General features: G+C 32.6%; 21 protein-coding genes, 1 pseudogene and 1 riboswitch. Of the genes and pseudogenes, 6 read left to right on the top strand and 16 right to left on the bottom strand.

What is annotated here, in order from left to right; all coding sequences use genetic code 11:
- Positions 1-75: 75 nt before the first annotated feature.
- Positions 76-264: riboswitch (cobalamin riboswitch) on the bottom strand.
- A 175-nt stretch (positions 265-439) separates the two neighbouring features.
- The 16 genes from AAFU52_RS04655 to AAFU52_RS04580 all read right to left on the bottom strand — a co-directional run bounded on the left by AAFU52_RS04655 (position 440) and on the right by AAFU52_RS04580 (position 13,814).
- Complete coding sequence (locus AAFU52_RS04655) at positions 440-964, bottom strand: AAA family ATPase (RefSeq protein WP_438425693.1); 525 nt, start codon at positions 962-964, stop codon at positions 440-442.
- Positions 964-1,890 carry an adenosylcobinamide-phosphate synthase CbiB gene (cbiB, locus tag AAFU52_RS04650; RefSeq protein WP_438425692.1) on the bottom strand — a complete coding sequence of 309 codons (927 nt, stop codon included), beginning with the start codon at positions 1,888-1,890 and terminating at the stop codon, positions 964-966. Before cbiB ends, AAFU52_RS04655 begins: the two co-directional genes overlap by 1 nt.
- Positions 1,872-2,894: a pyridoxal phosphate-dependent aminotransferase gene (locus tag AAFU52_RS04645; protein WP_438425691.1), complete on the bottom strand. Its 1,023-nt coding sequence runs from the start codon at positions 2,892-2,894 to the stop codon at positions 1,872-1,874. The genes cbiB and AAFU52_RS04645 overlap by 19 nt, the downstream gene beginning before the upstream one ends.
- Entirely contained in the window at positions 2,891-4,354 is a 1,464-nt protein-coding gene (locus tag AAFU52_RS04640; protein WP_438425690.1) for a cobyric acid synthase, read from the bottom strand. Before AAFU52_RS04640 ends, AAFU52_RS04645 begins: the two co-directional genes overlap by 4 nt.
- 47 nt (positions 4,355-4,401) lie before the next feature.
- Complete coding sequence (locus AAFU52_RS04635; protein ID WP_024771426.1) at positions 4,402-4,944, bottom strand: 3'-5' exonuclease; 543 nt, start codon at positions 4,942-4,944, stop codon at positions 4,402-4,404.
- Between the two features lie 49 nt (positions 4,945-4,993).
- Entirely contained in the window at positions 4,994-5,527 is a 534-nt protein-coding gene (locus AAFU52_RS04630; RefSeq protein ID WP_438425689.1) for a hypothetical protein, read from the bottom strand.
- A gap of 3 nt (positions 5,528-5,530) precedes the next feature.
- On the bottom strand, positions 5,531-6,202 hold the full coding sequence (gene prfH / locus AAFU52_RS04625; RefSeq protein ID WP_438425688.1) for a peptide chain release factor H: 672 nt from the start codon (positions 6,200-6,202) through the stop codon (positions 5,531-5,533).
- A 14-nt stretch (positions 6,203-6,216) separates the two neighbouring features.
- A complete protein-coding gene (locus AAFU52_RS04620) occupies positions 6,217-7,608 on the bottom strand; it encodes an RtcB family protein (protein ID WP_438425687.1) in 1,392 nt (463 codons plus the stop codon).
- Positions 7,609-8,554: 946 nt separating this feature from the next.
- A complete protein-coding gene (locus tag AAFU52_RS04615; protein WP_438425686.1) occupies positions 8,555-8,923 on the bottom strand; it encodes a nuclear transport factor 2 family protein in 369 nt (122 codons plus the stop codon).
- Positions 8,924-8,934: 11 nt separating this feature from the next.
- Positions 8,935-9,678 (bottom strand): SDR family NAD(P)-dependent oxidoreductase, encoded by a 744-nt coding sequence (locus AAFU52_RS04610; protein ID WP_438425685.1) that lies wholly within the window; start codon positions 9,676-9,678, stop codon positions 8,935-8,937.
- Between the two features lie 5 nt (positions 9,679-9,683).
- Positions 9,684-9,878 carry a tautomerase family protein gene (locus AAFU52_RS04605; protein WP_074407424.1) on the bottom strand — a complete coding sequence of 65 codons (195 nt, stop codon included), beginning with the start codon at positions 9,876-9,878 and terminating at the stop codon, positions 9,684-9,686.
- Positions 9,879-10,002: 124 nt separating this feature from the next.
- A complete protein-coding gene (locus AAFU52_RS04600; RefSeq protein WP_024771419.1) occupies positions 10,003-10,566 on the bottom strand; it encodes a Crp/Fnr family transcriptional regulator in 564 nt (187 codons plus the stop codon).
- Between the two features lie 162 nt (positions 10,567-10,728).
- Positions 10,729-11,436 carry a phytanoyl-CoA dioxygenase family protein gene (locus AAFU52_RS04595; RefSeq protein WP_438425684.1) on the bottom strand — a complete coding sequence of 236 codons (708 nt, stop codon included), beginning with the start codon at positions 11,434-11,436 and terminating at the stop codon, positions 10,729-10,731.
- A 65-nt stretch (positions 11,437-11,501) separates the two neighbouring features.
- Positions 11,502-12,242 (bottom strand): protein phosphatase 2C domain-containing protein, encoded by a 741-nt coding sequence (locus tag AAFU52_RS04590; RefSeq protein WP_438425683.1) that lies wholly within the window; start codon positions 12,240-12,242, stop codon positions 11,502-11,504.
- Positions 12,243-12,282: 40 nt separating this feature from the next.
- The gene (locus AAFU52_RS04585; RefSeq protein ID WP_438425682.1) at positions 12,283-12,909 is read right to left on the bottom strand and encodes an HAD family hydrolase; all 627 of its coding nucleotides are present in this window, start codon (positions 12,907-12,909) and stop codon (positions 12,283-12,285) included.
- A gap of 218 nt (positions 12,910-13,127) precedes the next feature.
- Positions 13,128-13,814: an inorganic diphosphatase gene (locus AAFU52_RS04580; protein ID WP_438425681.1), complete on the bottom strand. Its 687-nt coding sequence runs from the start codon at positions 13,812-13,814 to the stop codon at positions 13,128-13,130.
- 515 nt (positions 13,815-14,329) lie between these two features.
- Between AAFU52_RS04580 and AAFU52_RS04575 the strand changes: the two are divergent.
- The 6 genes and pseudogenes from AAFU52_RS04575 to AAFU52_RS04550 form a co-directional block, all read left to right on the top strand.
- Positions 14,330-14,554 (top strand): annotated as a pseudogene (locus AAFU52_RS04575) (tyrosine-type recombinase/integrase); the annotation flags it as partial.
- A complete protein-coding gene (locus AAFU52_RS04570) occupies positions 14,541-15,101 on the top strand; it encodes a hypothetical protein (protein ID WP_438425680.1) in 561 nt (186 codons plus the stop codon). The pseudogene AAFU52_RS04575 and the gene AAFU52_RS04570, both read left to right, overlap by 14 nt.
- Before the next feature lie 205 nt (positions 15,102-15,306).
- Positions 15,307-16,056 carry a class I SAM-dependent methyltransferase gene (locus AAFU52_RS04565; RefSeq protein WP_438425679.1) on the top strand — a complete coding sequence of 250 codons (750 nt, stop codon included), beginning with the start codon at positions 15,307-15,309 and terminating at the stop codon, positions 16,054-16,056.
- Between the two features lie 181 nt (positions 16,057-16,237).
- On the top strand, positions 16,238-16,777 hold the full coding sequence (locus AAFU52_RS04560; protein WP_024771919.1) for a TPM domain-containing protein: 540 nt from the start codon (positions 16,238-16,240) through the stop codon (positions 16,775-16,777).
- Between the two features lie 179 nt (positions 16,778-16,956).
- Positions 16,957-19,008 carry a leucine-rich repeat domain-containing protein gene (locus tag AAFU52_RS04555; protein ID WP_438425678.1) on the top strand — a complete coding sequence of 684 codons (2,052 nt, stop codon included), beginning with the start codon at positions 16,957-16,959 and terminating at the stop codon, positions 19,006-19,008.
- 252 nt (positions 19,009-19,260) lie between these two features.
- Positions 19,261-20,388: a helix-turn-helix domain-containing protein gene (locus AAFU52_RS04550; protein ID WP_438425677.1), complete on the top strand. Its 1,128-nt coding sequence runs from the start codon at positions 19,261-19,263 to the stop codon at positions 20,386-20,388.
- The last annotated feature ends 11 nt before the right edge of the window (positions 20,389-20,399 follow it).

Here is a 20,399-nt window from a genome sequence, read left to right as displayed (position 1 = left end):
AGGAAGTCAAAAACAAGAATGCTTTATGTACATTCATAAAGCTATTCAAGACCAACCCTTTACCCGAGAGTTAATATTACATTTTGATTTATGGCAGGTCTCCTGACTTTACACAATTATAATCACCTTCCCATAGTTATAACTACAGTGGTATATGGATTATAATTTTATATATGTATTACAGTTGCGGGAACAGTTTTGGATTTTCACCAAATTCCCTTTTCATCTTTTGTTTCCAAAAGAACCGTAAATCAGCAGCGAAGATACTTTTTTTGTTTAAGAACTCGTTTAAACTTTTTCAATTAGCTAAAAAATTGCTCTTTTGCATCTGTTTTTTGCCTTTTCTTCCTTCCATAGCTCTGCTATGCAACTCAAAAAAGCCTTCTTTCAAATACAAAATTGCTAATTTTCACTTTAATTTATAAAGTCCAAACGAGTTCTAAATAAATGATTGGATAAAATCCACACGTTTTGTTAAAGTTGTTTTTGGGATTACCTCTATTTTAAAGTTAAAGCTTTGATAGACTTGTACAAGACATTGATGAATATGTAATGCTTCCTGATAAGATTGAGGGCGTTGGGGATCGTTGATATAGATTTCTTCCCAGGGAGACATTAAAAATATGGTAGATGTATAATGTGTTTTGAATGGGAAGCCCAATAAATATTCTGGAATAGGATGAGATTTGGCTTTTAAATAGGCTATAATATCAGGCAATCCTCGATCTACAAATGTATTTTTTTCAACAGGAATCTGTAGCTCTCTAATCGTTTCTTGATAGACTAAATTTGCAAAGAAAGGAAGATCTCCCCATGGAGTTTTATTACTTTTTATCTGTTGTTGTTCAAGTATTATTTTTCTCGAAATTTCAGAAAAGCACTGATATCCATTAGCTTGTAAAGCCTGGATTAAACTTGTTTTTCCGGTTCCCGGTGCTCCGGTAATGATATATCTTTTGGCCATTATAAAAAATAGTAAACCATACAAATTAAAAGGACAAATGTAAAGGTTACTTTTTGATTGATCCTTGCTACCGTTTTTATTTCCTGATCTTTCAGGATTCGATCATTCGTTCCTATAAAAGGTTTTTCAACTAGTTTTCCGTGATAATAATTAGGTCCGCCAAATTTACAATCCAGAATTGCGGCCAGGGCAGCTTCGGGATATCCGGCATTAGGACTGGAATGTTGTTTACCATATTTTGCTACAAAAGGGATTTTATGAAGCTTACCAGTTACCAGTAACATTAGAAATGCCGTAATTCTAGCCGGGATATAGTTAGCTACATCGTCTAGTTTTGCAGCAAATTTTCCAAAATTTATATACCTCTCATTTTTATAACCAATCATAGAATCAAGAGTATTAATCATTTTATATCCCATAGCACCGGCCACCCCAAATAATGCATAGTAGAAAAGAGGAGCAATAACTCCATCACTAAGATTCTCTGATAATGTTTCGAATACTGCTGATTTTATTTGTTGTGGATTTAATTGATCTGTTTCTCTACCCACAATCCATGACAGTCGTTTTCTACCTTGTTCTATTCCCTTTTGTAAGGCCGTAAAAACAGCTTTGCCTTCATCTATTAAACTTTTATTTGCTAAGGCGTAGAACACGAATATAGAGGTAAATGTATAATAGGCAATTGTATATGAGGAAATGAGTTTTTGAGTATAATAAAAGAATGCAATTGTACCTATGAGTAACCCAATAGTGAGTGCCATTCCCTTTATAAAAGCAAAAGGATTTGTGTTTAGTTTTTTTTCACCAAAAGCAATACTATTCCCGAATAATCGTATGGGATGAGGAAGCCACCTGGGATCTCCTACTATCAAATCGAGAATATATCCAATCACTAAGGGGATGACTACTGTTGTGTACTCCATTGCTGTAAAGCGTGAATTAATAATTCATTTTTCTCGGGGTTCTGACTGGCAACACGAATGTAATGACCGTCCAAACCTCTGAAATTCGATGCATCTCTGATCAATAATTGATGGGTATGTGCTAAATAATCTTTGAGAAGAGGAGCACTTGGTGTTTCTAGTTTTACTATAAAATAATTAGTATTTGATGGGGTAACAGTAAATCCATCTAATCTATCAATTTGTTGTTGTAACTGAATGCTATACCCTAGAAGAGTTGCCATGTCCGGGTATAAGACCTTATAGTTTTTAAATATATATTTTCCTGCTTCGATTGCCATGGTATTAACACTCCAGGGTATTTTAGAATGCTGTAGTTTTTCTCCTATTGCCGTACTACACAATATGTATCCTAACCTCAATCCTGGTATCGAAAATAATTTAGTTAATGATTTTACAATAATGAGATTGGTACACTTCTCGAGAAGCTCGACACAAGATTTGATCTTATGAGTAAACTCAATATAGGCTTCATCGACAACAAATGTTGTATCAGGAAAATCGGTTACTAATTTCTCTATTTCTAAAACCGTATTTCTAAAACCATCAGGATTGTTAGGGTTACAGAGAAATACGAGATCTTCCTGAAAAGAAGTGCTCATTACCTTAGAACGATCAAAGTGCTTGATTTTTATATTACTCCTTAAACAAGCATCTTCATACTCAGAAAATGTAGGAATGCCTATGGCTGCTGTTTTACCAGAAAAAAGAGGGGTTATATTATAAAAAGCTTCTGTAGCTCCGTTAGTTATTACTATTTGTGATGAATTTAATCCATGATGATTTGCTACTTGTTGTGTTAACACATCTGCACTAGGAGTTGGGTAATTAGCAATAAGAGGTAGCTGCTCTCTAAGATATGAAAGTAACTGCTCTGAAGTCCCTTCATGCCAAATATTAGAACTAAAATTTGCTTTAAATGGTATTGCGTAGCGATAGCCGTCATCACCGTGTCCGTATATCATAATATGGTATGCATTTCAGAAATAATAGAATCTATATCAATGCTTTTTTCTAATAAAGCAGCTAACTTATCATAATTCTCTTCTTTATAGGCTTTATAATCAAAAGATGTTTTTGTATTGGTAAAATTTTGCAACAAATCTTCAATTACGGTAGAGTGATCCAAAATTCCATGAATATAGGTTCCCCAACAATTCTTCTGGATATATCCTTCTGGTTGACCATCGATATAATTTAAGGGTTGATGATTTTCAACCGTAGTTTCTCCCATATGGATTTCATACCCCGAAATGGTTTCTGGATATTCCTTAAAAGTAAAGCTGCATTGCGTAGTAGTCTTCTCTGAAGTTAACTGCGTGGTTATTGGTAAAATACCTAAACCGGGAAGCATTTTAATATCGCTTTCGACTCCCAGAGGATCTTCAACCACTTTTCCCAGCATCTGATATCCACCACAAATACCAATAATGGTTTTTTGCGATTTATGAGCGTCTAATATCACTTTAGCAATGCCTTTTTCTCTAAGAAATATAAGATCCTGAATAGTGTTTTTACTACCGGGAAGTATAATAATATCAGCTTCAGATATGCTTTTGGGATCATTAGAATAAAAGAGATGTGTTCTAGAATCCTTTTCTAATACATTAAAATCGGTATAGTTAGAAATGTATGGTAATAGGACCACTACGATATTCACTAGCCCATTCACTATGGTTTTCTCTTTTTTCTGTAATGCTACAGAGTCTTCTTCTTCAATATAGATGTCACTGGCATAGGGTACAACTCCTAAAACAGGAATTCCGGTTAGTTTTTCCAATATCTTTTTTCCATCTTCAAATAAAGAAATATCTCCTCTAAATTTGTTGATAATAACTCCTTTAACCAGTTTCTTTTCCCAAGGCTCGAGGAGTGCTATTGAACCATATACACTTGCAAAAACTCCGCCTTTATCAATATCGGCAATAAGGTATACATCTGCGTTGGCTGCTTGTGCCATACGCATGTTTACAATATCCCGATGTTTTAGATTAAGTTCGCTAATGCTTCCTGCTCCCTCTAAAACAATAGGATTATATTTTTCCTGAAGTCGAAGAAACGCGGTTTTGGCTTCTTCAAAAAGTTGTTGTTTATTATTTCCTAAGAAATACTCTTTAATAGTTTGATCACCAATAGGTTTACCGTGCAAAACGATTTGAGACTTATTTGCTCCAGAAGGTTTTAATAAGATGGGGTTCATATCTGTAGCACAATCAATTTTGCATGCTTCGGCCTGTACAGCTTGCGCTCTCCCTATTTCTAACCCATCTGGAGTTACAAAACTATTAAGTGACATGTTTTGCGCCTTAAATGGAGCGGGAGCATATCCTTTTTGTTTCAGGAGTCTACAAATACCGGTAACAAGAATGCTCTTCCCAACATCTGATCCTGTTCCTACAAACATAATAGGCCGTAATTTTGTCATTCTTATTTGTGAAATGAATTGGTTTCAAAATTAACTAAATTATTATATTATCGAATACACCAATGTAAGATTTTAGCAATGTTTTTGGCATCATCAACTCCTCTGTGATGAGTTCCTTCCAGAGGGATTTCTAAAATTCCTAATGCACCTTTCATCCCAACCTTTCTTCTTAATCCTTTGGTCTCAGAAAAAAGTTTTTTCACATTAATATGATTTTGTGATAAAGGGTACTCCATCCCTCTGTTGGCACATTGCTTCTTCATCATATTTAGATCATACTGCCCGTAACTTGCCCAGGTGTATTCATGACCATTGTATTGAGTTTTTAGCATTTTGCAGGCAGCTTCAAAAGAAATTCCTTCTTTGTCCAATAGCTCTTGAGTAATTGTAGTGAGTTCTGTGCAAAAAGGACTTACTTCTGATTGTTCGGGTTTAATTAGTATTCCTTTATTTTTAGAAATGCTTCCCGTTTGAGTATCCAAAAGGCAGATTCCTATTTCTATGATTTCATTGACCTGACTTGCAGGAATAGCTCCATTCCAGCAGGTAGCTTCTAGGTCTATGATTATAATTGTATTTGTTGTTTTCATTTTTTTCATTTTTAATTTGCCATTCCAGCGAAGGCTGGAATGACAAATTTTATGATTTCTTCTTTGACTTTTTAGAAGAAGACTTATCCTTAGATTTTTTCTTCTTTGGCATTTTATTTTTAATTCGTTCTTCCTCTTCTTTTATGTCATTGATGAAATGATTATTGTAGGCATTCTCTTTTGCCAACTTCAGACATTTTAATGCTTTTTTATAGTCCTTTTTTTGCTCAAAAAGGATCCCTTTTCTTAGATGTAGCATTGCTTTATCTGTTCCTTTTACGGTAAGAGCAAAGTCGATTAGTTTTTCGACTTCTTCATAATCTTCATTCCAAAGTAATACATTGATATACTTAGGATATACATCCAATGCATACATGTCCTCTGCTAAAGCCTGCTGATAATACTCTTTTGCAACCTCATAATTCTTCAAATTTTCTGCATATATCTGACCCAAAAGACTTAATGCAATTGGATTTTTTTCATCATAAGACAATGCATAGTTCAAAGACTCTACGGCTTCCTCTAAGTTATAAGGATAGGCGTCTAATGCCTGAAATAAATATTTGTCTAGTAAATCACTCATTTTCTAATTCTTTAATTGATTTCGTTTGTTTTTAAAGGTTTTTGTCTCTCTTTTCTTTTTGAAATCAGTTCCTTTAAATACTCTAATCGGATTACCACGTTGAACATTCAGGTGATTTTCCCATTCGTCTGATATCGATTTTTTTAATTGTTCTAATTGCACTTCAACTACTTTGGTTTTTAATCGTTCGACAGCAATTTTTCTATTTTGATGTTGTGAACGACTATCCATTACCACTACACTTATACCTGTAAGCTTGTGTGTTGCTCTAACTGCAGAATTTACCTTATTCACATTCTGACCTCCCGGCCCCGAACTTCGCATGGTTTGAAATGCAATATCTTTTTCTGCTATTTTTTCTATCGGCTTAAGATCTAATTCGTAGATACCTACAAACCAATTTTTTCGTTTATGATATTTGCGAAAAGTTGAGGTGCCTATCCATTGTGCAGTACCCAACCACGAGCTTACCAAAGAGTTTACTTCATTGCCTTGCAGCTTTATTGTTGCAGATTGCAATGTGCCATTTTCTATACCTTTTACTCTCTGTATGATACTATAGGTTATTCCTGTATGTCGTATGTCATCCAAAAAATACTTAAGCACCTGGGCTACGACCCAGCAACATTCTGCCGGGCCTCTTCCTGCTGTTATTTGTATAATCTTTTGATTCATTTTTTTACTTTTTATCATTTGTCCATTCGAACAATTTTTGGCGTAAATGTTCCAAGAATTTCTACGAGTTCTTGTTGATTGGCCATTACTTTTTCAATGTTTTTGTATGCCATTGGTGCCTCATCAATTCCTCCTCCTATAAGAGTTACATCATGTGCTTTTAACTGCTTTTTGATTTCACTTTTTGTAAATTTCTCTTTACATTTTCTTCGAGAGTGCAAGCGACCAGCACCATGTGATGCAGATTGTAAACTTGCTTCGTTTCCTAATCCTCTTACGATGTATCCTGGGGCTGTCATAGATCCAGGAATGATTCCCAATTCACCTTTGGCGGCCGGTGTAGCTCCTTTTCTATGCACAATGCACTCCTCTCCATTTACTTCTTGTTTCCAGGCAAAATTATGATGATTCTCTATTTTTGTGACTGGTTTTGATCCTAATAACTTTCCTATTCTGGCATGAATATCATCGTGACAAGCTTGTGCATAATCACCAGCAAGATTCATAGCCAACCAATATTCCTGGCCATCGTGAGTGTTTAAATCTAACCAGGCCAATTGTTGTACATGCTTTGGCAACGGACATTGTTTAGTAGCTAAATAAGTATAGTGTTTGGCTATATTAGCCCCTAACCCTCTTGAACCGCTATGCGATAACACTCCTAAATATTCGCCAGTCTTCAACCCCCATTCATTCGATGTATCCGTAATAGTTACTACTCCAAATTCTACAAAGTGATTACCACCACCCGAAGTCCCTAACTGCTTATACGCTTTGTCTTTCAATCTTTTGACTAACGGAATGGTTTTAAATTCATCTCGTTCGAAGATATCATGGTCATGCTTTATCTTATGAGTTTCATACATTCCGAACTTGGTATGTTCAGAAAGTATATTCTCAAGCTGATGCTTTTTTCCTTTGAGGTAAGAAATAGCTATAGGATAGATCGTTAAACACATTCTACATCCAATATCTACTCCGACTCCATAAGGAATCACAGCATTCTTTGTTGCCAATACTCCTCCGATAGGAAGACCATATCCAGTATGTGCATCGGGCATTAAAGCTCCTGCAACTGCAACCGGTAATTTTAAGGCATCAAACAATTGATATTTTGTTTGTTCATCAATTTCGTTTTCACCATAAATCTGAAAAGGAGATCGAGTTGTTTTCAATGCATGCTTTTTGACCTCTACTGGTTTCAATAAACTCTCTGCTATCTTTCCCCAGATACCATCACCATGGTATGCTTCTGGATTAAGCAATACTTTTTTGGCTTCAATTAATATGTGTTCTTTTTTTACTCTCTTCTGATATCGATTAATCTGACCTAAAGTCACATTAATACTATTATTCTTTGGAAAGCCTAATTTAATTAGGTCTTTTCCGCTTAGTTTCTTTCCCATTAGTATAGGTTTTGATATTTGTCAATAATGAGTGATGCAATAAATTTTCATTACTGACATAAACTTGATAAAATGTTTCGAGAGATTTTATTGAGATTTCGACCACACTTTGACAAAGCCTGTCCTGAGTTTACCAAAGGGCTCAGTGTGACAATTGAGTCTGACTAAAAGGAAAAATAAAAAATCCGAAACTTTAAGGCTTCGGACTTCTTCTTATATATAATGGAAATTATTTACTAGTGAAGTCCCGAAGCATACTCATAAAAGAATCTGATTCTTTTGGAGTGTTGCAATATATGTTTGTAAAAATCATATTACTTCGGTTATTAAAGATTAACTATTATGGTTTTGCAATTTATGAACTGCGGTGCAAATATGTAATCTATTTTTAAATTATGCAACTAAAATATGAATTTTAATTATTTGATAAACAGTTAGTTATGTTATTTTTAGGCATGGGAATCCCTGTCCGTTTTTTAACGGATATTAGCCTGTTTGGTAACCAATTGCTGTTCTGATGTTTATCTTTCAAATACCATTTTATTTGATAGAAATAGGTATGCAAAAAAGATGATAAAACATAAGCGTCCAATATATTGGACGCTTATGTTTTTTATATCTTATGTATAGTTTACTACCTATATTCTTGATTTAAAAACGGCTTTACAGCGTCCTTTTTATATGTAAAAAATAATAACATAGGCTTAAAACTTGTTTTTTGGTTCAAAATTATGACGCAAATATGAGGTTATTTTTTAATCCTTCAAAGGATTTATTAGAATTCATAGCTCTAATAGACTTTATCCGCTATAAGAAACTCTTCATCTTTTTTGATCCCAAATTCTATTCTCGATACACTTCTTCCCATGGTCGAAGCACTCGAATTGACAAATTTGGAATTCAAAAATATCAAAATACACAACAGGTTAAAATGGTAATACTTTATTTATTGCACATGAGTGAATAGCTTATTTACAATTTTCCAATCATTATTGATTTTGGTTAATGATAAATAGTCGTAATAATTATAACCTAGCATGGGAACGTGTAATTTTGCCATGGCAACTTTGCCCATAATATCGATTCCTATAATTTTCATTCTTAGATTCTCGTTTAGACCTTTAGGGCTTTGTCTACTTTTAACTCCTTCGATATATTCATTTACACTTTTTAAATAATCGACACCTTTGATATCTCCATAGATATATACGTTTTTATGAAAGCAAGATTCAAGTTTGGTTATATCTCCGTAAAAAATTCCCTCAAAGTAATTCGTAATTAGATTTTCGATTTCTTTTATATTTTCTTGATACATAATTTATTTTTTTAGATGGCGTGCCCAACTGTATGCCCTCCTGCCACATTAATCGTTTCTCCGGTTACAAAATTTGATGTAGCCAAATAATATGCTGCTTCTGCAATTTCATTAGCTTCTCCAATTCGGTTTAATAAATGTAATCCTGCTAAACTATCGGCATCTTCAATTCCGATTTTACCTTGTAATGGGCTTCTAATTATTCCCGGAGCGATTGTGTTTACTTTGATGTTATTTTTACCAAATTCGGCAGCAAGTTGTCTGGTTAAAGCATGTATGGCACCTTTACTTGTTAGAGGAGCTGTTGCTGGAAATCCATCAATGGCATGGTCTACTAAGACGGTTCCGATGTTTATAATTGAGCCATTTTGTTGGTTTATCATATTAGGAATCACCGCTTGTGATGTGAAATATGTTCCTTTAAGGTTTACATTCCAATAATGGTCTAAATCTTTTTCTTCAACATCTAAAAAAGGTTTTGGAGAAAATACCCCGGCATTATTAATTAGGACATCTACAGAATTGAATTTTTCTATTGCCAGGTTCACGAGTTTTCGTCCTGTTTCTTGTTTGCTGATATCTCCAACCAGGTAAATTGCGTTCGAAGGAGAACCGAGTTCCTCATAAGCGTTTTTTAAGTTTTCTTCGTTAGAAGAGTTCATTACAACATTACTTTCTCTTGCTATAAAGTATTTTGCAATTTCTTTACCAATTCCTGTGGATGCTCCTGTGATAATTACTGTTTTGTTTTTCATGTTCTCTATTTTTTAGTTCCTAAATACTGTTTCCCGTTTACTCCCCAATTTTCGATGGGTACTTCTTCAATAACGACATGAGTTGTTTTGGGGTTTTTGTTGAGTATGTCAACGACTAGTTGTGTAGCACCTTCTATTAATTGGCGTTTTTGGTCTATTGTTACTTGTTCATCGGTAACTTTAATATTAATGTATGGCATGACTTTTTTATTAAATTAATTGTCATACAAAGGTGTTGTAGAATGAGACTATTACGAAGGAGGATTGTCACTTCTTTAAAGTGATATATGTCACTTTATGTGATGAATGGTAAAAGAAATAAAATTAAGAGTTTAATCTGCTAAGCGTTTCTCTAGAAACACCTAAATATGCAGCAATCATTTTTTTGGGAACACGTTGAAAAAGTTTTGGATAGTGTTCGAGAAGTAATTCATATCGTTCTTTAGATGAGTTTTTTAATAATGATAGAATTCTATTCTGAAGTGCAATTCGACCGGTTTTACTTTTTTTCGCCCAAAAACGTTCCATTTTGTGCATTTTGGCCGTTAGCTTTTCTCTATTTTCAAAAGTTATATAGAGTAACTCGCTATCTTCTATACAGTCTATAGAAGTTTTGGATTTAGTTTGTTTTACAAACGACTCATAGTCTGTAATCCACCAATTTTCCATTCCGAATTGTAGTATATGCTCTTTTCCAGTATGGTCTATAAAATAACTTTTTAAACATCCTTTTATGATCCAGTATTCTTTGTTTACAATTTCTCCTTCCTGAACGATATATTGATGTTTACGTTTTTTGATTTGCTCAAAATGACTCAAAACGAAATCGAATTCTTCATCAGTTAGACTGATTATTTCTTCAATATGTTGTCGTAAAGGGTGTGTCATTTTAATTGTTATTAACGCTAAATACATGAATCAAAGCAAGGCTAATATACCTGAATCCATTGATTATTCTGTGTTATTTTTATTTCTTGTTAAACTTATAAAATTTAGGGCTATAGCAAATATACAAGAACCTTTGAAGTATCACTTACTAGTTTTTCCATTTCAATATTCCAACCAATTCAACGGCTCAGCCAGCTTATGTTTATTTAACTCTAAATGGATTACTCTTCTTTTTTTTCCGTTGGTTGTTCTATTTGAAGCGTGTAAAGTTAAGGGTTTCATTAACATTACTCCACCTTTTTTAACTTCACAGATATGCTCTTTTTCAATTTTCCAATCTTTCGATTCTGCTCGAATTATTCCCTTTAGATGTGATTTTGGAATTACTTTTAGTGCTCCATTATTTTTGTCTGTATCGTCCAAATGAATTCGGATTGTGATGGTGTCCTGCAAAATTTTAATTGGCGGTTGAACCCCGTATTGGTCTTTTTTAAAAGTCCAATTCACATAATTTTCCATATTTGCTTTTTTATCTACCGAGATGCTCAAATCCTGATGATACCCTACAAACCAATTCGATTCGCTTGGTTTGTCAAAATAGATAGCTTTGGTTAAGAAATAGTCAGATTCAGAAAGGTCCGAAATTAATGTAGTCAGCTTTGCATTAAACAATAACTCGGTTAATCCAGGAACACTTTTTGTCAGCTGTCGAATTGCGAACAAATCCTTTGTTTTTAGAAATGAATTCTCTTCTTTTTCAGTATTTTCTATACAAGTCAAAATTTGACTTATTTCATTTTCTGAATATAAGTTGGCTAAAACGGAATATCCATTTTCTTCAAGCTCTATTCTATTCTTTGCGTAGTTCATTTTAGCTTACGGATGCTATCTTTTATAGGTTAGATTTGTTTCTAGAAGGAAAGGAAGTAGATGAATTATAAATTGTTTTTTATTCTAATTATTGCTAAATCATCTGTTACCAGATGACTCCATTTATCTTTTAATACTCGAATCTTTCTATCAAGGAAATTATCGAATTCTTCCCCTTTATTATCAATTAGTAAATATTGGATAATTTCGTTTTCAGATTTCTGTTTTGATTTGTCCTCCAGGTTTTTAAATGTAAAGATACCATCTGTACAAATGGATAAATCTTTAAAATTAGAAATTGAGACTTTTTGTTCCTGACTATCAAACCAACTATCAAAGTCATCACCTAAATGATATCCAAGATAATCAGGTTTATCATCTTGTTCATATTCAATTAACTCTCCATCCTTACAGATTAGTCCATCTCCAATTGTCAAAAACTCAGCCTTTGATTCTTTAGTTTCAACAATTCCAATTATTAAAGTTGATAGCAGCTCATTTGTTTCAAGGCCTAGTTGATTTTTGAAGAGTTTAATCTCGTGAATTAGAATTTTAACAACTTCCTTGAGTTTATCTTTTAATTGTATTGAATTATCCGTTACAAACTCTTCATAAAATTTATTTTTAGCAATATTTCGTAAAATCTTTCCGAATAGAATTGAAGCAAAAACGGATTCTGTTCCCATTGTACAGCCGTCTAAGACAGCTAATAGTTTTTCATTTGTTCCGATTTGCTCCTCAATTAAGAAGTCTTCGCAGTGGTTGGTATGAAATTCGCCAATGTGTAATGTTTTATATATTTTCATTCAGTTTTTATGTGCCCCAACATCTTGTGTAAAATGTGTTTTAATACTTTTTATACATTGTTATGTGCTTTTTAATTTCGTTCAGGTTTTTTATTTCATACTCTTTTGAAATAGGAGTGTAACGATTAATTCTCAAATAATTCCATTCCATGTTTTTTGCTCCTACAATATCTGATTTAAAAGAATCTCCAACCATCAATATTTCGTTTGGTTTGTGACCTGTCAACTTTTCTATTTCTTTAAAAATCTCTTTATCTGGTTTTAAAAATCCATAATCACTAGAAAAAACCATTTTCTCAAAATACGTATCAAGATTATTATGAAAAACCGGCTCCTTATATGGTGATGCTAAATTTGAAATCAAGAAAATCCGAAAGTCTTTTTTTAAATCTTTAAGAACATTAAAAACCTCTTCATAAATAACGATAGAGTTTAATTCTCGTTCTAACTCAGGTAGTTTTTTATCATATAATGTGCTAAATTCAGAAGGTAAAATATTTCTTAATTCGTTAAGATCATTTTTCATCACGAGCTGTACGTATGCCGAAACATCCATGCCAAAACCGTTCTGAGAAGTTTTAAATAGTTTCAAAAAGAAATGATTTGATTCTTTTATTTCAATCAAAGTATTATATAAATCAAAAACTATTGTTTTAATATTATTCATCTCAATTCTTCACAACAATTATATAAAAGACATATGTTCTTTATATGCGATATGCATTCACAAATCTAAGGGATTTTTGATGAATCGAATAGTTTCGTCCCAATGGTGCGGATTTAAGATGCAAATCCGTGTTACTGGGTAAAAGCAATAGTTTTAATGTGCAATTTTTTAACGTGTTCACAGTATAATTTTTTGTCTTTGGAATAAAACTTGGCTCATTACTGATTATATGAATCTTTTATTTGATATTCATTAATTGCTTCTGTAAGTATATCAATTGCAATTTTTTTATTTCCAAACCCCTTAGATTCGATTTTCCCCGATCCTTTATAGTTTGTAAACCATAACTGAACTATTTCGGTAATTCCTTTGTAATCATTGTTTAATTCATCTATACTGTTAACTCCGTATATTGGAGAATCGCTCGAAACAGCAATTAATTTATCATCTTGTTCTCCTCTATCCTTTAGATATAATACGCCAATTATTTTACATTTTAATATATGACCTCTTTCTACAGGAGGTCCAAGAACGAGTATGTCCAATGGATCGCCATCGCCACCTTTTTCTTTTGAAAGTAAAGTCCTCGGAATCATTCCGTAGTTACCAGGATACCCTATGTATTTTACAATTCGAGGTTTTTTGTCGATCAACTCCCATCGTATTTCCCCGGTTGATTTATCTAACTCCCATTTATCCAATGTACCTGCAGGTATCTCAATTACTGCATTAATATCTCCATCATCCAGAAGAGGTTCGATATCAGTCAGTAAATTAAGTGTATTATTTTCCTTTTCCTGAACGATTTCAACGGAATCGGATTTTTTATCTGTTTGTCCTGAATCACATTTGGCGAGGAATAATGATAAAGAAATGCAAAGTAATATGACAATATTTTTATTCATAGCTTTTGTTCGTTAAGGGACATGGTATACACAAATTAAAGATTAGACTTTACACTAAGTTAGTTTCTAACCTTGTCGGTTGTTCTTTCTCTATGTTTTTTTGAGGTTTTTCTTTCAAGTTCTGGACTTCTCTATTTCGTGAACAACAATGGTATATGTATCAGTATACATATATCGATTATATTTTCACAAATCTACAGGATTTTTGATGAATAGAGTAGTTTCATCCCGATGGTGTGGATTTAAGGTGCAAATCCGTGTTACTAGGTAAAAGCAATAGTTCCAATGTGTGATTTTTATTAAAATTCAATTTTTCACATAAAACATTCAGTTTTGAAGCATAAAATGACTTAAAATACCCTCAAGAAACAGGCTGATATATGCTCTTTTTTTTATGCTGAGAATTAATTAAAATGCAATGAAATATTCTGGAAAAAGTGTAGGAATAATAGTTGCCAAAACAGCACAAAAATCAAAGGTATATAAAAGAGTAACGCCCATATGCTTAGACATTCTTTACTACTCATCTTTTAGAAAACGGAGCGGATTTGCGAATTATTCAGGCCTTATTAGGTCATAGTTCAAGCAAAACAACAGAAATTTATACACAAGTGACAACAAATAATTTGAGGTCTATCCAAAAATCTGCTAGATTTGTGAGTAAAAGTGAAATATACCCAATTGGGTATATCCAATTGATGCACAAGTTGAAAAAAACTCTCTTTAATGAATATCGATAAAAAAATAGTTCAAAAATTAATAGAAGAAGTTTTAGGTTCTGAATTTGAAATCAATGGAATTCACGATTCTAGCAAATATATTTTTGTTAATTGGAAACATAAAAAATATGATGCCGATGATGAGAGAGGACATCGTATTGGAGTTGGACCTGTAGCGTATAATAAACTGACAAAAGAATATAAACTTCTTGGTAGCGGAGAAATGGTATACGGAGATTATATGGATTATCTGAATGAAGGTGTTGAGGAATTTGATGATGAAATCCCAAGCTTAGAACAAATAAAAGCTGGAATTTTACGACGAAAGTATGTCAATAGTGAGGATATAGGGTATTTAGGATATATATTGGAACAAGAGTTAGGCCCATTAAAATTTTATTCTACTTGGGTTAAAGAATTAAAAGACGAGCCTCACGAAATAATAAATACGGATAATAAAGAAGCGATTAAAAGACTTATCAATTTTTGGAATGAAATTGGTTTTGAATATCGAAAAAAATCCGAATCGGAATTAATTATTTGGAAAGAACAAAAACCAAGTGCATAACACTATATATAGCAAATAAGGCAATTAGTTTTTAATCAAAAGGTATCTGTCTATTTGCAAAATCACCAAATCTTTTGATTTGGTGTTAAAAGAAAAAAATAAAACAAAATGCAAAAGATTTGGCTTGTGGCTAAACCGAAAATAATCACTTGTTTTCTGCCCTACTTGCCATATATTTAACGTTGTAAGCCATTTAAAATAAACTATGCAAGCAAAAGAACATTACGAAAAACACCTTGCAAATTTTTACTCTTGGATGGTTGGAGAATTAGAACCAAAATCAGTCGAATTTCAAGAGTTATTAAGTTCTAACGGAATTAAGCCTATAACAACAAAAACTGCGATTGACTTAGGAGCTGGAAATGGAATCCAAAGTATTGCACTAAAGAATTCAGGATTTAAAGTTACAGCTGTAGATTTTAACGAACAGTTATTAAACGAGTTAAAATCTAACCCAAACGGAAATGATATTAAAATTGAATTGGCGGATATAACCAACGTTACAGAATTTGAAGCTCTTAAACCTGAATTAATAATTTGTTGTGGGGACACAATTACACATCTCGATAGCAAAAAGCAAATAGAAAAGCTGATTTCGGACGCGTCAAAAATTTTAGGAATTAACGGACATTTGATTTTAACATTCCGTGATTACACAAATGAGTTAACTGATGAACAAAGATTTATACCTGTAAAAAGTACAAAAGACAGAATTCTCACTTGCTTCTTGGAATACACCCCAGAAAAAGTCAAAGTGACAGATTTACTGCACGAGAAAGTGAATGAAAAATGGACTCAAAAAGTAAGTGCTTATGAGAAAGTTAGGATTAAGCCAACAGAAATTGTAAAGATGATTGAGCAAAACGAAATGAAAATCAAACTGAATAAGTCAATTAGTCGAATGCAAACAATTATAGCAGAAAAAACGGCTTACAACAACGTGTATAAAACATAGCTAGTTAGTGCTAAACTGAAAAACTTGTGCCTATTTACAAAGACCGCCAAATTTTTAAATTTGGCTTTTAAAATAAAAAAATAAAAACAAAAGATAAAAATGTGGCTAATTGCTAAACCGAAAATTAGTACTTTTTAATACGATACGTATCATACACCAACCGTTGCCAACAATACGAAAAATGAAAATCGGAACTAAAATATTAATCCTTTTCTTGACTTTAAATTTTCTTTCCTGCAAAGGAATTACTCAAGAAACGGAAACTAAAAAACCGACAACTGAAATTAATTTTTCGGACACGGAAAAAAGTTCTATTCCAAAACCAATTGGAATTATAAATGATTACGGACAAATTTTTACGGAATCACAACGGACTGAATTATCGAAAATTCTTTATGATTACGATATTGAAACGACAAGACAAATTGTGGTGGTTACAGTTGACAGCATAAAACCATATAACGACATCCAAAAATTCGCAACGGATTTAGGACAAACTTGGGGAGTTGGAACAGCCGAAAAAAATAACGGATTGACAATAGTTGTGTGTAACCCTTGCAGGCAAATCGGAATTGCGACTGGAACTGGAACTGAATTGATTTTGACTGACGAAATTTGTAAAAAAGTAATTGAAGAAAAAATAATACCTGAATTTAAAAACGGAGAATTTTATAGCGGAATTAAAAAAGGTGTGATAGAATTAATAGAAAAGTGGAAATAAGTACTGTTGGCAACACCGTATAAAAATAATTGCGGTTTAGTGCTTAATCAAAGGTCGTTGCGGGTTTGTATGCAACAACGTTATGAGGTATTAAAAACAACTTTCACGGAAAATAGGGGCATTTGGATAATAAAGCTTATGTATTTTGCTAAAACCAGATTCAGTATAAAAGCATAGTTATGAAAAAACAGTTAACATATATAGATGACAAATCATCCAAGTTTTGGGTCATTGAGGTAATTACCAATGCGCATACCGTAACATTTGGAAAAATTGGGACCAGTGGTCAATCAAAAACAAAAACCTTTACCGATAATGCTGAAGCCATACATGATGCCGAAAAATTAGTGAAAGCTAAAACGAAAAAAGGATACAAAGAAGTATCAGAGGAAAAGGAAGAAAAATGGTTTGAAAAACTAAAAAAAAGAGTTTATAAAGTATACAAATCGGGTATTCTTAACTATTCACCTAAGTCCTATTGCTACATTCAACTAAACTGGACTGATCAAGGTTATGGATTAGGATTGAGCACTGACCCAACTGATGACTTTTGGGAATATCAGGATGATCCAGAAGCAAACAAATATGACTGGACCTTGGAAGGTGTTTATCGCGAACTAGAAAACATTCCTTTTGAAGATGATGAAGGGTATAGGATAGAGTTTGAAAGAGAAGAATGGCCTTTTGATGAGGATGACTGCCGTAACCTTGAATGGTTTCTAATTCGTGTGATTCTTGGGATTACCTTTCTGAAGTTGGAAAAGGATAAAGACCTACAAAAACATCTCTCAAATATAAAGGTCATTGATGTTATCTCTTTGGAGAGTTACCTCTCTACATTTGATTATCACCTCCCAGAGAAAAGTATAAGACAAAATATAGTCAATGCGCTCATAGAAAAAGAGGAGGACAAAAAATTGGTGTTGGATTTATGGGCAGACCAACTTAAAAATGAGGGGGCGAAGTTTTTGAACACTTTTGAAAGAGAAATTTCAGAAAATGTTGAACTGGTAGAAGATACCTTTCAGGATGTTTATCATTCTGTTCTGGATTCATTTGCGAAGTTGGAATTATTTACCTCTAGTGAAACGTATGCGCAAAAAATAATTGATACTCTAGAAAATAGATTAACAGATACCCTACAAACCGAAGAAGAAAGCAATGATTTATTAGAAAAATCCTGCAATATGATTGGGGTTTCCTACAGTGAACTTGAAGATTATCAAAAAGCAATTGATTGGTACACAAAAGGACTAAAACTGAAATCAAATGGAGACAGCTTTCTAAACCTTATGGAACTTTATGCTACCAAAAAAAGAGATTTTAATGCACTCATAAAACTTGGTGAACAATACCCTCAAAAAGATACTGATCATTTGTTTAACAAAAAACATTACTTAGGAATAGCTTACATCCACATTGGAGATCAGGAAAAAGCAAAAAGCACTTACAAGCAAGTATTAAAAATTGTTGAAGGAGATGAAAACATCGGTAAAAAAGAAAAAGTTATTCAAACACTACAAAAGCTATCCAACACAAATACGCCAAATAGTGAGGTTGTTAAAGAAATTTTATCATGGTTTAACAGCGATAACACCGCTAAAAATACGCTTTCTGATAATCAAGAATGGTGGAAAACAGTGCCAGATGAAATTAAAAATTTATTATTGATGATGAATGGGATATTCAATTCTGACTTGAATAACACATCTAACACCGTTATTGAGAAAATAATCTCAATAGAAACTCTATCCATTAGTAACAAAGGGTTAACAGACATCTCATTTATTAGCAAAATGACTGGCTTAGAATATCTAAATTTAGACTACAACGAGATAACGGACTTAAGCCCACTTGAGAATATAACAGGTCTTAAGCAACTAAGTATTTCGAATAATCCCATTGCCAGTCTTACACCTATTTCTAAATTAATACAATTAGTAAAATTAGATGTCAATGAATGTGAAATCCAGAGCTTAGCAGGGATAGAACAACTGAAAAAACTAACTGATCTAGAAGTCAAAGAAAATGACCTGAAAGACATTCTACCCATTGCTAATCTTTCTAGTCTAGGAAAGCTAAATCTTTACAAGAATAGTATCAAAGATATTTCTCCTTTAGAAAATTGTGTGAAGTTAGAATATTTGAATCTAGAAGAAAACAAAATTGAAACGGGAGTAGAGAGAATTACTCAACTGCCTTTATTATCAGATCTAAGGTTAGATAATTGAATCAGTAACAAACACCTCATAACACAAAAGTAAAAAACATTAAAACGATTTTTTACTTGAATCGTTAGCCACTATTAAATGAACCTTAAACTCTGGAATATAATTTTAATATCAATACTGTTTTTTGCTTGTCAAAATGATCGAAATCTTGAAGGAAATTATTCCATTTGTCATAATGGAGAAAGAATTGAAATAAAACTACCCAATGATGCGGTATATCCAATTGTTGGCAACAATTAAAACTAACTTAAAATGATTACGTCCAATCCCGTTTTATTCACTATTATGTGTGTATTTGGTCTGCAAGCATTGGTTTTAAGTGGGTTAATTGCTTTTAAACGCCCCAGACGACTCGCTAATATTTTTCTAGCTTTACTAGTCTTTTTTTTTGCATTTATTGTTGTAAATATTGTTTTAGTAAATGTATTAAAAGATCAGGGATTATTATATGTATTTCGCTATATTCAATTAGAAATGCTCTTTGGTATTGGCCCCTCGCTCTATTTTTACACAAAATGTATTAGTGATCCAAATTTTGAATTTAAGCGAATACATTATCTGCATTTTTTTCCATTAGTTTTGGAGTTTATTTTTTACAGAACTACTTTTTACAGAACTGGATCTGATGGTTTGTATTTAGATGTACTACCAACCTATTCATATGTATATTTAACCCAACAATGGCTAGGAGTAATTTCTATTCTTGTTTATAGTTTTATTTCATTAACCATTTTAGTAAAACACCAGAAACAGCTTAAAGAATATTATTCAAAAATTGATAATCTTACTCTTAGATGGCTCCAAACTCCAATAATTATTTATGCTTCCTATTTTGTTTTATGGAATGTTATAACGGAAATAGATCGATTTGTCTTCGACCGTAGTTTAAGAGAATACTATTTTTTGCCGAACTTTGTAATTCTATCTATAGCAACGTGCTGGATAGGATTTAAAGGTTATCTTCAAAAAGAACGCGATTTTGTTTCCTTAAAACAATTTCCAAAAAAAACTAAAGCAAATTTCGTTGAGAAAGACAAAGTTTTCATATCAAGACTTAATGAGTTAATGGATGCTCAAAAACCTTATCTTAACCCAGAATTAAATCTTAACATACTTGCTGAGTCGCTTAATATGAAGCCTAAACTAGTATCTTTAAAAATCAATCAAAATTATTCTCAAAACTTCTATGATTTAGTTAACTCTTACCGGGTTAATGAATTTAAACAACTTGCTAAATCCTACAATTTTCAAAAATTCTCTGTTTTAGGTTTAGCTTTTGAAAGTGGATTTAATTCTAAATCTACTTTTAACAATGCTTTTAAAAAAATCACACAACTAACTCCTACACAGTATATTAAAAAATTAAAAAACAAGTCCTAATAGAAGCATCT

The organism is Aquimarina macrocephali, assembly GCF_051627225.1.
Classification (GTDB): domain Bacteria; phylum Bacteroidota; class Bacteroidia; order Flavobacteriales; family Flavobacteriaceae; genus Aquimarina; species Aquimarina macrocephali.
The sequence above is the reverse complement of the archived record's forward strand: the minus strand, read 5'-3'. Positions and strand labels throughout refer to the sequence as shown.